13 protein-coding genes, 1 pseudogene and 1 riboswitch are annotated in these 13,267 nt (G+C 35.7%); of the genes and pseudogenes, 9 read left to right on the top strand and 5 right to left on the bottom strand.

Translation table 11 applies throughout. The features are described 5' to 3' along the window. Positions 1–29: 29 nt before the first annotated feature. A pseudogene (gene dapF / locus BFM98_RS18490) lies at positions 30–886 on the top strand (diaminopimelate epimerase). Positions 887–973: 87 nt separating this feature from the next. Here the strand turns inward: dapF and BFM98_RS18485 are convergent. From BFM98_RS18485 to BFM98_RS18475, 3 genes are all read right to left on the bottom strand, one after another. Next, entirely contained in the window at positions 974–1,288 is a 315-nt protein-coding gene (locus tag BFM98_RS18485; RefSeq protein ID WP_048394963.1) for a DMT family transporter, read from the bottom strand. Continuing rightward, a complete protein-coding gene (locus BFM98_RS18480) occupies positions 1,288–1,641 on the bottom strand; it encodes a DMT family transporter (RefSeq protein WP_048394965.1) in 354 nt (117 codons plus the stop codon). The genes BFM98_RS18485 and BFM98_RS18480 overlap by 1 nt, the downstream gene beginning before the upstream one ends. Before the next feature lie 74 nt (positions 1,642–1,715). Beyond that, a complete protein-coding gene (locus BFM98_RS18475; RefSeq protein WP_048394966.1) occupies positions 1,716–2,294 on the bottom strand; it encodes a TetR/AcrR family transcriptional regulator in 579 nt (192 codons plus the stop codon). Positions 2,295–2,476: 182 nt separating this feature from the next. On the opposite strand from BFM98_RS18475, the gene BFM98_RS18470 reads away from it, so the two are divergent. The 4 genes from BFM98_RS18470 to BFM98_RS18455 all read left to right on the top strand — a co-directional run bounded on the left by BFM98_RS18470 (position 2,477) and on the right by BFM98_RS18455 (position 6,078). Continuing rightward, entirely contained in the window at positions 2,477–2,647 is a 171-nt protein-coding gene (locus BFM98_RS18470; protein WP_175400775.1) for a hypothetical protein, read from the top strand. A 72-nt stretch (positions 2,648–2,719) separates the two neighbouring features. After that, complete coding sequence (locus BFM98_RS18465; RefSeq protein ID WP_066038131.1) at positions 2,720–3,886, top strand: endonuclease Q family protein; 1,167 nt, start codon at positions 2,720–2,722, stop codon at positions 3,884–3,886. Between the two features lie 109 nt (positions 3,887–3,995). After that, the gene (locus BFM98_RS18460; RefSeq protein ID WP_048394971.1) at positions 3,996–5,621 is read left to right on the top strand and encodes an S-layer homology domain-containing protein; all 1,626 of its coding nucleotides are present in this window, start codon (positions 3,996–3,998) and stop codon (positions 5,619–5,621) included. Between the two features lie 88 nt (positions 5,622–5,709). After that, positions 5,710–6,078 (top strand): ion channel, encoded by a 369-nt coding sequence (locus BFM98_RS18455; protein ID WP_048394973.1) that lies wholly within the window; start codon positions 5,710–5,712, stop codon positions 6,076–6,078. 49 nt (positions 6,079–6,127) lie between these two features. Here the strand turns inward: BFM98_RS18455 and BFM98_RS18450 are convergent, their stop codons facing one another. Continuing rightward, positions 6,128–6,415, bottom strand: a complete 288-nt coding sequence (locus BFM98_RS18450) for a DUF2653 family protein (RefSeq protein WP_004224435.1) — start codon at positions 6,413–6,415, stop codon at positions 6,128–6,130. Continuing rightward, entirely contained in the window at positions 6,403–6,864 is a 462-nt protein-coding gene (locus tag BFM98_RS18445; RefSeq protein WP_048394976.1) for a hypothetical protein, read from the bottom strand. Before BFM98_RS18445 ends, BFM98_RS18450 begins: the two co-directional genes overlap by 13 nt. Positions 6,865–7,048: 184 nt before the next feature. Here BFM98_RS18445 and BFM98_RS18440 point away from each other — a divergent pair, with 184 nt between their 5' ends. The 4 genes from BFM98_RS18440 (at position 7,049) to BFM98_RS18425 (ending at position 12,981) form a co-directional block, all read left to right on the top strand. Continuing rightward, on the top strand, positions 7,049–8,065 hold the full coding sequence (locus BFM98_RS18440) for a YdcF family protein (protein ID WP_066038130.1): 1,017 nt from the start codon (positions 7,049–7,051) through the stop codon (positions 8,063–8,065). 72 nt (positions 8,066–8,137) lie between these two features. Further along, positions 8,138–9,424, top strand: coding sequence for a tetratricopeptide repeat protein (locus BFM98_RS18435; protein WP_066038129.1), 1,287 nt, complete (start codon positions 8,138–8,140; stop codon positions 9,422–9,424). A gap of 630 nt (positions 9,425–10,054) precedes the next feature. Beyond that, on the top strand, positions 10,055–11,347 hold the full coding sequence (locus BFM98_RS18430; RefSeq protein ID WP_048394980.1) for a globin-coupled sensor protein: 1,293 nt from the start codon (positions 10,055–10,057) through the stop codon (positions 11,345–11,347). Positions 11,348–11,586: 239 nt separating this feature from the next. Further along, positions 11,587–12,981: a protoporphyrinogen oxidase gene (locus BFM98_RS18425; RefSeq protein WP_066038128.1), complete on the top strand. Its 1,395-nt coding sequence runs from the start codon at positions 11,587–11,589 to the stop codon at positions 12,979–12,981. A gap of 99 nt (positions 12,982–13,080) precedes the next feature. After that, positions 13,081–13,181, top strand: a riboswitch (SAM riboswitch). Positions 13,182–13,267 lie beyond the last annotated feature (86 nt).

Raw genomic sequence — 13,267 nt, 5'->3', positions numbered from 1 at the left:
ACATAAAACATCCTTTAAGGAGTGACTGTATGCAAATAGCCTTTACGAAAATGCATGGTATTGGCAACAGCTATATCTATCTTGATCTTTTCCAACATGATTACAAGGAAGATATCTTTTGTGAATTGGCTCAAAAAATGGCCAATGTCCATACTGGTATTGGCTCAGATGGATTGATTATTATCCAACCCTCTAAAATTGCTGACTGTGGTATGCGTGTATTTAATAAAGATGGATCTGAGGGGACAAATTGTGGTAACGGTCTTTGCTGTGTTGCTAAGTATATTTTTGAACGTCATATTGTACGACAAGAGCTAATTACGATTGAAACGAAATCCGGGATTATGCTGGCACAGGTAGTGGTGCAAGACAATCGTGTAATAGAAGTGATTGTCGATATGGGCAAACCTCTCTTATTGCGCAAAGACATTCCGATGTTAGGAAACCCAAATGAGCTTGTCATCAATGAGATATTTCCTTTACCCCAACAATCTCTTTTGGTAACAGCTTTGTTTTTGGCAATCCGAATACTGTAGTTTTTGTGAATGCGATCGAGCAAGTACCATTAGGAACATTAGGCGGTATTATAGCAAACGATATGAGATTTCCTTATCGCTGCAATGTTGAGTTTGTAGAGGTTGTTCATGAGAAGGCATTAAAATGCTGCGTTTGGGAACGAGGTTCGGGTATAACAGAGGCATGTGGGACAGGTGCTTGTGCAGCGGTAGTGGCTGCTATATTAAATGGTTTTTGTCAGAAGGGAGAAGAGATAGTAGTCCAACTTAGTGGCGGTGACTTAGTCATACGATGGGCTGACAATGATCATATCTGGATGCGTGGACCTGCAGAATTTATCGCGGATGGTATTTATGAATTTTTATCTTAATTACTCCCATTCTTCGTCATGCCATTTTAAATAAGATGAATACAGGACGCCTCCGATTTAAGAGTGGCGTCCTATATTGTAAAGCCATTAAGATACTGCTTTTAAGCCTGCTACACCTACGATAATTGCTATGATACTGATAATACGTGATAGATTTTTGGATTCGCCAAAGAAAATGATATTTACGAGTACAGCTCCAACAGTACCAATTCCTACCCAAACAACATAGGCAATACTTAACTGCAAATAGTTGAAGGATGCATATAAAAGGGCAAAAGACACACCAAAACCACCAATATATAACATTAAGTTTCGTAATGTTTTATGCTGACTATAGAAGCGTAAGCCAACCACACCTATAATTTCAGACAATGCAGCTAAGATAATAAGTATCCAACCCATTATACATTCTCTCCTTTCGTTTGCATCTGCTCTTTAGAGGAATTATCCGCTAATTTTAGACCAATCACACCTAATAATAAAATAATCATGAACAGTCCTTTAATGGCATTAAATTCTCCTTCGAAAATGAAAATATCCATTAATGTGGTACCGATTGCACCTGCTCCAGCGAAAATAGCGTAGACTGTACCAGTAGGTAAGCTCTCACAAGCCTTCGATAAGAAATGAAAATCTATAGCAATGATTGTCACAATAATTATCCAATGCCACCATGAGCTTGCTACGTTAAAGCCAAATACCCAAAGCAATTCAAATAAACTTGTTAAAACGACGTACATCCATTCTTTTTTCATCAATAAAATCCTTTCTATTAGGTAATACAATGACTGACATTCAGTCATTTTCGAGGTAAAAGAGAACGTCACTTTTATGGGTGACGTAGGCCAAGTGCGTGAGATAGGAAGTCTATAAGCTCAAGCTTGAGCAATTTCATTGTTTCGTCCTTGCTATCATCAAATAAATAAATTTGTTCAGCAGCAGATTCAATTAGACCAATCATCAGTTTAGCAGAACGTGTTGGGTCAATTGAATCACGTATCATTCCCTGTTGCTGGCCAGATAATAAGAAATGACTCATCCAGTCATAATAGGGTGCATATATATTTTCCCATTCTTTTAAATGCTCAGTTTGCGCAATACCTGCATAAATAAGTGCAACGATATCTCCATAATCTTTCGTGATTAAGAAAACCATTTCCACAACCTCTTCAAGTTGCTGTTCAAAGGGCTTATGACTTGAAATACCTTCATCTAAGGTAGCAATAATTCTTTCTACCATATTTTTTGCAATAGCAGGCATAACAGAAAGGCGTGATGGGAAATAAAGATAAAATGTTCCTTGAGCGATCCCAGCAGCTTTAACGATATCTGAAACTTTTGTTTTTTCTATACCTTTTTCTCGAAAAACCTCAATGGCAGCTTGAATAATTTTTTCTTCTTTTGACATGCAATCCCTCACTTTTGCCTTACTTAATTATTATGTTATAGAATAAGAAAAATAATGTCAATAAAAATGACTGATTATCAGTCATTTTTTATTATCCAATGTTCGTTCGTAATTCCACAATTATGCGAAGGAGTATATTTTCTATATTTCGGGGAATTGTATAATTGAAAGGATTGATGACCATGAAAGAAATTAAGTTTGCACAATTAGACCCGCAGCAACTAGAAAAAATTAATGAGCTTGAAGAAAAGATTGGTGTAACATTAGTTGCCTATGATGCTTCCTCCACACCATCACACGGTTCCGGCGCTTTTGAGTCAAATAATAGCACTACTACAAATCATCCATCATAATGAAGTGAGAAATGCCTTGCAGTAATGTAAGGTATTTTTGTTTTATAGAATGTATTTAAAGGAGTGTTTGAATTGAATGAATTCTATGCTGATTTACATATTCATATTGGACGTACTTCTAGTGGAAGGGCAGTGAAAATTACTGGCAGTAAAACGTTAACATTAGCACGAATTTTAGAGACGGCTAGTGCAAGAAAGGGATTAGACATCATTGGGATCATTGACTGTCACTCACCTGAAGTAATCGAAGAAATGGTGAGGATGATTGAACACGGAGAACTGCAAGAACTTAAAGAAGGTGGTCTGCGATTTCAGGAAACAACTTTAATTCCCGGATCAGAGATCGAAATTTATGATCAACATTGTCAGGGTCCTATTCATGTGCTTGCTTACTTTCCTACACTAGAGCTCATGAAGCTGTTCTCAGAATGGATGTCACAACATATGAAGAATATCCATTTAAGTTCACAGCGTATTTATTGTGATGGTCAGACCTTGCAGCAAAAGGTACATGAATTGGGAGGTATTTTTATTCCTGCACATGTATTTACACCATTTAAAAGCTTGTTTGGCAAAGGGGTTCGTCGAAGTTTAACTGAAGTCTTTGATCCGCAGCTTATTGATGGTATTGAATTAGGTTTAAGCTCTGATACAAATATGGTAAGTCATATTAAAGAATTACAAGCATATACATTCGTTAGCAATTCTGATGCACATTCGCTTGGGAAATTAGCACGAGAGTATCAAAAGTTACGATTAGCAGAAGCGAATTTTACAGAATTAAAAATGGCCCTGCATGAGCAAGAGGGACGAGCGATAATAGCCAATTATGGCCTAAACCCTTTGCTTGGCAAATATCATCAAACAGTTTGTGCAAAATGTAGTCAACAGCTAAGTAAAGAGGCTACCATTTGTACAGAATGTGGGAGTACTCAAATTATAAAGGGAGTAGCTACCCGTATACAGGAGCTATCTGAAGACTTTCCCGATAAACGAAATAGACCACCTTATATTCATCAAATACCACTTGATTTCATTCCAGGTATTGGTCCTAAAATGATGGAACGTTTAATCGAAGCATTTGGTACAGAAATGAATATTTTGCATCGTGTAACAATCGACCAGCTTGAACAAATTGTGCCACATAAACTAGCCCATTTAATCGATTTAGCGAGAACGGGTCAATTAGCCATTGAAGTTGGTGGTGGTGGGATTTATGGAAAGATACAGGTTGATTAGATAAAAAATGAAATGTTTCAAAAAGATTGTTGTAATTTAACCTATTTTTATCGTTCCTCTAGTAAAATAGTGAAAATAACGACTATTTTATAAGTAGAGGAGAGAGTAAATGCGATTATCAAAGAAATTTCGTTTTTTAGCTTCAAGTGTATTGGCTTTGCAATTAGCTATACCTGTAGCAGCTAGTGCAGAAGAAGGACAGGGTGACCATATAGCACCAAGTTGGGTTGTACAAACCGATTATGTGGCACTTGGTGATTCATTAGCACATGGAATGAATGAAGTAGGTGTAATTGGATTAGGCTATACCGATTTTATTGCACAGGCATTACAGCAAGACGGCTTCCTTACTTCCTTTAATAAGGGCTTTGCTATGTCAGGCTACACAACTAAAAATGTTTTAGCTGATCTACAAAATGATGTTGCAAAAACAGTGACTGGTTTTGGCTATACAGACGAACAGGCAAAGTTACGGGCTTCTATTAAAGAAGCTGAAATCATCACATTAACAGCTGGGGCAAATGATCTATTGCCAATATTAAAAGAATCTCAAGCAACGGGAATTGACACTGTGGCTATCATAAAAGCTACTAAAGAAGCTGTATCGAACATTGCTACTATTCTATCTGAAATCAAAAAGATTAATCCACAAGCTGAAGTATATGTAATGGGCTATTATAATTCCTTCCCATACTATAGTGAGAACTTACAAAAACAATTTAATTTGTTATTAGCTACATTGAATGCAACAATTAAAACAACTACTGAAAAAGCGGGCGCTATTTTTGTTCCTACATATGATGTTGTTGCAAAGGATGTTGCCAACTATCTACCAAACCCTGAAAATATTCATTTAAGTGAAGCTGGTTATTTAGCAGTAGCAAATGAAGCATTTTTACCAATCATTAAAACAAGCTCTTTATGGGATGTCACGCAGGCTATTGGAGTAGAGGTAAAAGATCGTACAACTGTTAAGGTTAGCTGGCAAGAAGCGACAGATAATGTAGGCGTAGCAAATTACCTTGTCTATGTGAATGGAAAATTAACTTCAACATTAAATGCTGACACTACTACAATTACGCTCAAAGATTTAATAGAAAATACAACCTACAATGTATCTATCAAAGCAATTGATGCTGCTGGTAATGAAAGTGTTCAAAATCCTACAGTAACTTTCACTACGAAAGGAACAGTTAGCTTTACAGATACACAGAATCATTGGGCAAAAGATTATATTCAAACAGCTGCAAATATAGGTATAATGAACGGCTATACTGATGGGACATTTAGACCTGAGAGTAGTGTAACACGTGCCCAAGCTGCAGCTATTCTTGTAAGAAGCCTTGGCTTAACTACAGAAGAAAAAGCACCATTTACTGATATCGAAAATTATGATGCAGCAACACAGGCAGAAATTGCGGCAGCATATGTACATGGTCTTATTAAAGGAACAGATGGGAAATTTAAGCCTGGACACCCTGTGACACGAGCTCAATTAGCTTTAATGATTCATCGCGCTTATGAACAGCAATCTAATCAGCCGTATATTGCAAAAGGCAATGTGCCATTTGTAGATGTCGCTTCATATAATGCAGAAACCAAACGTGCAATCACAATGCTGTATGAATTAGGAATCGTGACAGGGGATGGAGGGAAATTTTCACCTGAGGCTGTCACAACAAGAGGTCAAGCAGCTAAAATATTTACCAATCTTAGTCAGCTACTCATTCAATAATCATTAAAAGGTAGGGGGATTGTCTCCTCTACCTTTTGATGTTTTCGTAAAAAACGAAGTATAGTCTATCTAAATAAAGGAGAATGGGATGCTGTCATTTATATTATCTGCTAAAAGATTAGGAAAAGGACTGTGGAGGTCCTTTAAACGTCCACAGTTCCTATCATTATTTACTACACTATTTTTAATCATTCTATCAGGAACTCTATTCTACAAGGGGACAGAAGGATGGTACTGGTTGGATGCCATGTATTTTGCTGTAGTGAGCTTAATTCCAACTGGAGTCGAAACAGGACTATATCCAACAACGGCTTATTCTAAAGTATTTACAATGATTTATTTAATTGTTGGTACAGGAGTAATGTTTATCATGTTATTAATGCTGGGACGCTCTATCGTAGATTTTTCTCTGAATGAAGAAGAAAAAGAAGAGGTTAAAAAACGTTTGAAAAAGTAAAATAGCAGTACAATGAATTTTTTGGACGATTCATTGTACTGCTATTTTTTTATGATAGTTTGGCAATAATGCCTTCTTCGTCATCTAAAACTAGTTCAATCCCTGTCGAGAATGGATCACCGTGTAGAACATCCTTGATCCAAACACGTAAGGCACCAATCATGGCTGCTGTATTAAGCACCTCGATTTGACCGTTGACTTCGACCTCTGCACCAAAACCTGCATCATCCTCGTAAGTTAATTCAACAAGAACATCCTCAGGGCGAATGTTTTGATAGTAGGCTTGAGATAAACAAATAGCATTAATAATATCTTGTTCGTTGATTATTTGTGCCATTGTGCTTCCTCTTTGCGCTTTTTATCTTTAAACATATTTATTATCTTCACAACAAGCATCACAATAACAACAATTGCTGCCACATTAATAAGTAAACCTAAAATATTCCCCAGTATACCCATACCACTAAATAGACTACCGAATAATAATCCAGCAAGTCCGCCAAGCATTAATCCTTTCATCAGACCACCTGAGAAAAAACCACCTTTTTTAGTAGTATCTGCTTTATTAGTAGATGTTGAGTTGTTTTTATTTGTTGTTGCATTGTTTTGATCTTTAGTAGTATCCGATTTTTGGATATTCGAGCTATTATTATTGTTAGAGAAGCCTTTTTTACCCGATTTATAGGATTTAGCTTCTGCCGTTGGCGTATCAGAAATAAATAATGTTGCACCAACAGTCGAAAATATCAGTGTCGCTGCAAAAAGAGCGGCAAGAATTTTTTTCATTACATACATTCCTCCAATATAATTTTTAATCTAATCATAAACTAGTTCTTATATAGTAATATTACATGAACTATATTAAAAAATAAAACAAACGCTTTCAAAAATTAAGCTATATCAAAAAATATGGACAAATAGTGGCAGATGTAATGATTGTAGAAATTATGCAATAGGAAGGAGTGAAAAAATGCTACTAACTTTATCAATCTTCCTTACCATTTTTATCATTTTGTACCTAACAGAAAAAAGGCGCTTTCTCAACGTTGTAGCCCTTGGCGTGATAGGGATATATATTGTCAGAGCGTTTATTATTCATTATCCTTTATTGCTACCAAATGATCAGGGGATTATTTCTGAAATGGGGATATTCATTATATTAGGAAGCTTTCCAAGTATTATGTTTATTTTATCAATAGCCATGTTTTTCAATAGTAAAGTATTATTGGAAAAGGAAGGACGCAAATTCCGTAACTTAATGTTAGCCATATTAGGGCTAAGTTTTGTTATTATGATGTTATGGTATGTATTCGTCATTTTTATTGAAATTGAAAATGTATTTTGGCATATTCTTTTCTTCTATGCGTTTTTGATTTTTGGTTATACAATGTTCTTATACACTAGTGTCCTTGCTTATTCAATATTGTATCTTCTTACACCAATACGTTATAAACCAAATTACATTATTGCATTAGGTTCAGGATTAATTGGCGATAGAGTACCTCCACTTTTAGCAAGCCGTTTAGATGAAGCAGTAAAGCAATATATAAAGTATGAGATGAAGCCTTATATCATTGTCTCTGGTGGTCAAGGAAATGATGAAAAGGTATCAGAAGCATATGCAATGAAACAATACCTAATAGAAGTACATCATATTCCGACTGACAAGATAATTATGGAGGATTGTTCAGCCAATACAGAACAAAATATGATCTTTTCAAAGCAAATAATGGACCACCATTCTCATGGAGAGAACTATCGTTCCATTTTTGTTACGAATAATTTCCATGTGTTTCGCGCAAGTATTTATGCTAGGAAAGCAGCATTAGATGCCGAGGGGATTGGCTCAAAAACTGCTTTTTACTATGTTCCTAATGCATTCACACGAGAATTTATAGGTTTATTAGCCATGTATAAATGGACCCATGTCACAGTATTTTTAATTATTACGCTATTAGTAGGCTTACTATTGAGAGCATATGTGTAACCAAACTTCAACTGTCTTCCATATAATAGTGGTAAGGCAGTTTTTTTACATAGTGTGCAAGGGAGGAAAATAATGTACGAGCAAATTTTAGCCAAGCGAAATAAAGAACGAATAATTTCCCTACAAAATCTTACACAAACTCAAGATCAGTGGTTTGCTCAAAATATAAAATTACTTACATTCGCTGAAGTTAACCTAACAGCCTTGCAGAAAATACTGTATCAAGTAGTACGAGGGTTATTAAAAGAACAGCAACAACGTCATTTACAGATTGTCCATACAGTGCAATCTCAATCGATACAGGAGAATGTATTAACGCTGTTGGCAGAATATGATGATGTCTTGCGCGATGCCATTCCACAGCCTATCTATATACTCATTTGGCAAATTTCTTCGCTAGAAAAGTTAAAAAACAGTATAGAAGTAGTAGATGATGTGCTTGATATTGTAGAGTGGTATTTTCGCCATCAAGATGAACAAGTTGCTGCTCTAGATGAAGAGGACTTAGATCATGAGCTCATTATTGATTTGTATAAAGAAGCGGTTGAAGAGCAGGATGGGGATGCCCAATATCAACTGGGTGAATACTATAATTCTAGAGAGGGTAAACATTTTCAACCTGAAAAATCATTGAAATGGTTTGAGCTAGCCGCTGCCCAGGGAAATGCAGATGCTCAATATATGCTTGGGAATTTTTGCTTTGGGGGCATAGGTATGGAGGAAAATTATTCCCTTGCCTTTTCATACTATGAAAAAGCAGCTTTGCAGGGACATGCGGATGCTGCCAATAATTTAGCAGATATGTACTTTAATGGCGAGGGCGTAGCAACGAATTATACATTAGCAAAAAAATGGTTTGATTATGCTGCACAAAAGAATGTGGCAGAGGCAATGTTTACGTTAGGAATAATTTATGAGCAGGGGTTAGGCGTTGAGGTAGATGAGAAAGAAGCTTTTAACGCCTATAAAAAATCAGCTGAGGCAGGGTATGTGGAAGCACAATATCGACTTGGTGGAATTTATTTAGAGGGGCGCTTAGGCCAAGCGAAAGATGTCAATCGTGGTCTGTTTTGGTATGAAAGAGCTGCGGAGCAATATCATGTAGACGCCTTTTATGATTTAGGTTATATATGGAGTAATGGTCTGGCAGGAATACGCAATCTCGAAAAAGGTATTCATTGGTTTAAGCAGGCTGCACTTCAAGGAGATGTGGAAGCCAAGCTACAGTTGGGGCATATTTTTAATAAAGATACAGGGTTAGATAGAAATCTGAAAGAAGCTATTAAATGGTATGGACTCGCGGCAGATGCAGGATCCGAAGAAGCGGCTAAAATATTACAGGAACTTAAAGGATTGTAAATTTAGTGTTAAACAAACATAGGTTTTTAGAATTATTTATGTTGCTACGGTATGAGGGTATTTGGGTCTAAAATAGACTGCTGTTTACGAGTATTTAGATAGATCATGATTGAGGATAAAAAATATTAGTATAGTGAAATTTGAAGATGATCGATAAAAAAGTAGAATAAATATAAAGCAAGTAAGCATAATAAACAAAAAAATAGTTAAAAAAGCTACCCAATAATATTGTGGTAGCTTTTTTATAGTTTATTACGCTTTATTTAACAACAAGGACTTTTTATACATTTTGTGTAAAATAATGGTATTAATAAGATTGACAGTCATTTATAAAATGATTAATGTAAATGAGTGATTTTGAAAAGAAGCATACGTAAATAATTTACTGTTAGTCATGTAGGGACTATATCTGTTTGCTGAGAGCAAATGACCTTAGGATAAATTGAGCAAATGGGTACCCCACATACTTTTGGAGGAAGTTTGTCATACGGAATTGCACTATCGAATGTAACCATTAAATCTGACTAATCAGATTTTATCGGTATTTTTTCGTGTATCCATCAATATGTTAAAAGGGATTTGATGTTTCTCAGCCTGATGAAAGTAAACGGAATGAAAGAGGGAAGATGTGTGATTTTTCAAAAACAAAGAAAGACGAAGGTATTGGATTTACAGCAATACACAGTGAAAATGGATTTGTCCTCTCGTCAATCGATGGCGAAGCAAATTGAAATGCTGAACTTAACGAAGAACGACTTACAATATTTAAAAGCTTTCCAGCCAATAGTTATGGATAATGTAGATCACATCGTAAACCGTTTTTACAACATGATTGGAACAGAGCATCATTTGGTAGATATTATCAGTCATCATAGTTCTGTAGAAAAGCTTAAAGTAACATTACGGCAACATATTATTGAAATGTTTAACGGAACCATCGATGAGATGTATTACCAAAGGCGTGTAAAAATTGCAAAGGTGCATGTCCACATTGGGCTTAGAACACAGTGGTATATCTGCGCATTCCAAGATTTATCGATATCATTTATTGATTTAGTCGAAAAAAATATAGAATTTCCACAAGATCAATTTAATACGATCAGAGCTATATCGAAAATTTGTAATTTTGAGCAACAACTCGTTTTAGAAGCTTTTGAAAACACTGTGGAACAACTGAAAGAAAAAATGGTTCATGAAAAAGAAGCGATTGAACGACAGATTGTAGATTCTTCGGAAGCACTTGCAGCTATCTCGCAGGAAACCAATAATTCTTTTTGCTGCTTAAGTAAGCAATCTGACGAAATTAAACATTTGGCAAAAAAATCACTCGATGTGTCTACACTGGCTGAAAACCAAGCACTTGAGGGTCGCGAGCGTTTAAAAAATCAATCACAAAATATGCTCAATATTAGTCATTCTCTTCATGATATAGAAGAAAATATTGAACAATTATCAGGTATGTCTAAGGAAATGGAAACAATTATGAGTGTTGTGACCAATATTGCGAATCAAACGAATCTATTGGCTTTAAATGCTGCAATTGAAGCAGCACGTGCTGGGGAAGCGGGAAAGGGCTTTAGCGTAGTGGCCGATGAAGTACGTAAATTATCAATTCAGACAAAAGAATCTGTTACAGCAGTGGCTTTGTTATTGAAAAAGACAGGTGAACGAACAGAGAAATTAGAGTATTCTTTGACCAACATTCAAGATGAAGTTGCAGCAGGTGAAGAAAATATGTTACAAACTGAAGGCCAATTTACGAGTATATTGGGAGCCATGACAGAAGCAAAAGATCAAAATGAGTGTATGGCAACAAAAATACAAGCAATTGTAGGCATATTAAGTGAATTAGGCACTTCATTTACTGAGGTAACAAATTCAGCTGAAAAATTAGCGAGCTTTGCGCAAAATTTAAAAGGATAGACTACTAACATTTACATTCTATTTTTCATATTTTTAGACGTAATAAACACTATAGTACCTATTTAAATGTTTGTTGTGAAGTTATCGCTATAGAGGATCAATTTTATAGAGATTCAGAAAGTAAGAGCTATTTCACTGATGAAATAGCTCTATTTTTGCTAAATTTGTAAAGGGTTTAACGTAATTTTCAATGAAAAAGGATTATACTGTAGAAAGAATGAATAATAGGGGCGGTTATGATGAAAACAGTTGTTGTTTTAGGCGGCGGTATTACAGGACTATGTACAATGCATTATTTGCAACGTCAAGTGAAGGAACATAATTTAGATGTTCGTCTAGTGCTTATAGAAAAAAATACATATTTAGGAGGCAAATTATATTCAGCACATGAACAAGGTTTCATCATGGAAACGGGTGCTGATTCTATTGTAGCCCGTCATCAAGGCGTTATGGAACTCGTTCAGGAGCTTGATTTTGAGGCGGAATTAGTTTACAACGAAACAGGTATTTCTTATATTTATACGAATAATGAGTTACATGCTATTCCGGCAGATTCAACTTTCGGAATACCGATGAGTGTAGCATCCTTAGAGGAAAGTACACTTATTTCAGAGCAGGGAAAAAAAGAAGCGTTGAAGGATTTAACATTGCCAAACAATGGCTTCACAAAGGAAAGTTCTATCGGTGAATTTTTAACTTACTATTTAGGAGAGGAACTGGTGAAAAACCAAATTGCACCAGTCCTTGCAGGTGTTTATTCGGGAGATTTACATCAGCTTTCTATTGGCTCTACTTTACCGTATTTAATTGATTATAAGAATGATTTTGGAAGTATTATTAAAGGCTTTGATGCGAATCGTGAGCAATTTGTTAAAGCAGCGAACAAAAAATTTATATCCTTTAAAAATGGTTTATCTTCTTTAATTGATCGACTTGAACAAACCTTATCCGATGTAGAAATTATCAAGGGTGTTACTACACTAAATGTTCAAAAACAAGATAAGAACTACACAATTTACTTAGCTAATGGTGAAATTATTGAGTCAGATTATGTCGTTTTAGCATTACCGAACGATACTGTACAAAATCTGCTACAGGATGAATCTTTAAACCGCTATTTTGACCAATTTACGACAGCGTCAGCGATTACTATCTATTTGGGTTTTGATGTGCCAGACGCTAAATTGCCAGTAGATGGAACGGGCTATATTGTTTCCCATAATTCAGACGTAACTTGTAATGCAGCAACTTGGACTAGTCGTAAATGGAAGCATACATCGAAAGAAAATAAATTACTTGTGCGACTCTTTTATAAGAGCATCAATCCAGCCTATGAGCAACTACGCGCCATGACGGATGAAGAATTAGCAGCAGTTGCTTTAGAAGATGTGAGAAAGAGCCTAGGAATAGAGGAGCAGCCAACCGTTGTGAATGTAACAAAATGGATTGATCAAATGCCTAAATATGATCTAGCGCATCGTGAAGCATTACAAGGATTACTACAAGAATTACATGAGAAATATCCTAATTTATCGATTGCAGGGTGCTCGTATTTTGGCGTAGGTATTGGTGCTTGCATTCAAAACGGGAAAAAAATTGGTGAAGAGCTTGCAAAGGAACTTGCCAATTTCTAGGGTTTTAAGTGGAAAAAAACTTTGTTATGTGAAATAGTCTTGACTCATTCGTCAGTAAACGATATGATTCTTTTAATTATTTAAAAAATTCATACTTAATTCTTATCAAGAGAAGCAGAGGGACTGGCCCATTGAAGCTTCAGCAACCAACTTTATTGTCAGGTGCTAAATCCAGAAGACCGTTGAGTCGAAGATGAGAAGGAACAACAATGATGAATCGTTAAAGCCTTCTTTTTTTATGAAAGAAGGCTTTTTATTATATAGAGACATAGGAAGAGAGGCTAAT

This window comes from Lysinibacillus sp. AR18-8 (genome assembly GCF_001705465.1).
Lineage (GTDB): Bacteria > Bacillota > Bacilli > Bacillales_A > Planococcaceae > Lysinibacillus > Lysinibacillus capsici.
Note: the sequence above shows the minus strand (reverse complement) of the source record. Positions and strands in the feature narration are given on the sequence as shown.

Bases quoted from the DNA above. Each gene is read 5' to 3' on its own strand.
- BFM98_RS18485 (WP_048394963.1), bottom strand. From the start codon at position 1,288: ATGGGTTGGATACTTATTATCTTAGCTGCATTGTCTGAAATTATAGGT.
- BFM98_RS18480 (WP_048394965.1), bottom strand. From the start codon at position 1,641: ATGAAAAAAGAATGGATGTACGTCGTTTTAACAAGTTTATTTGAATTG.
- BFM98_RS18475 (WP_048394966.1), bottom strand. From the start codon at position 2,294: ATGTCAAAAGAAGAAAAAATTATTCAAGCTGCCATTGAGGTTTTTCGA.
- BFM98_RS18470 (WP_175400775.1), top strand. From the start codon at position 2,477: ATGAAAGAAATTAAGTTTGCACAATTAGACCCGCAGCAACTAGAAAAA.
- BFM98_RS18460 (WP_048394971.1), top strand. From the start codon at position 3,996: ATGCGATTATCAAAGAAATTTCGTTTTTTAGCTTCAAGTGTATTGGCT.
- BFM98_RS18455 (WP_048394973.1), top strand. From the start codon at position 5,710: ATGCTGTCATTTATATTATCTGCTAAAAGATTAGGAAAAGGACTGTGG.
- BFM98_RS18450 (WP_004224435.1), bottom strand. From the start codon at position 6,415: ATGGCACAAATAATCAACGAACAAGATATTATTAATGCTATTTGTTTA.
- BFM98_RS18445 (WP_048394976.1), bottom strand. From the start codon at position 6,864: ATGAAAAAAATTCTTGCCGCTCTTTTTGCAGCGACACTGATATTTTCG.
- BFM98_RS18440 (WP_066038130.1), top strand. From the start codon at position 7,049: ATGCTACTAACTTTATCAATCTTCCTTACCATTTTTATCATTTTGTAC.
- BFM98_RS18435 (WP_066038129.1), top strand. From the start codon at position 8,138: ATGTACGAGCAAATTTTAGCCAAGCGAAATAAAGAACGAATAATTTCC.
- BFM98_RS18425 (WP_066038128.1), top strand. From the start codon at position 11,587: ATGAAAACAGTTGTTGTTTTAGGCGGCGGTATTACAGGACTATGTACA.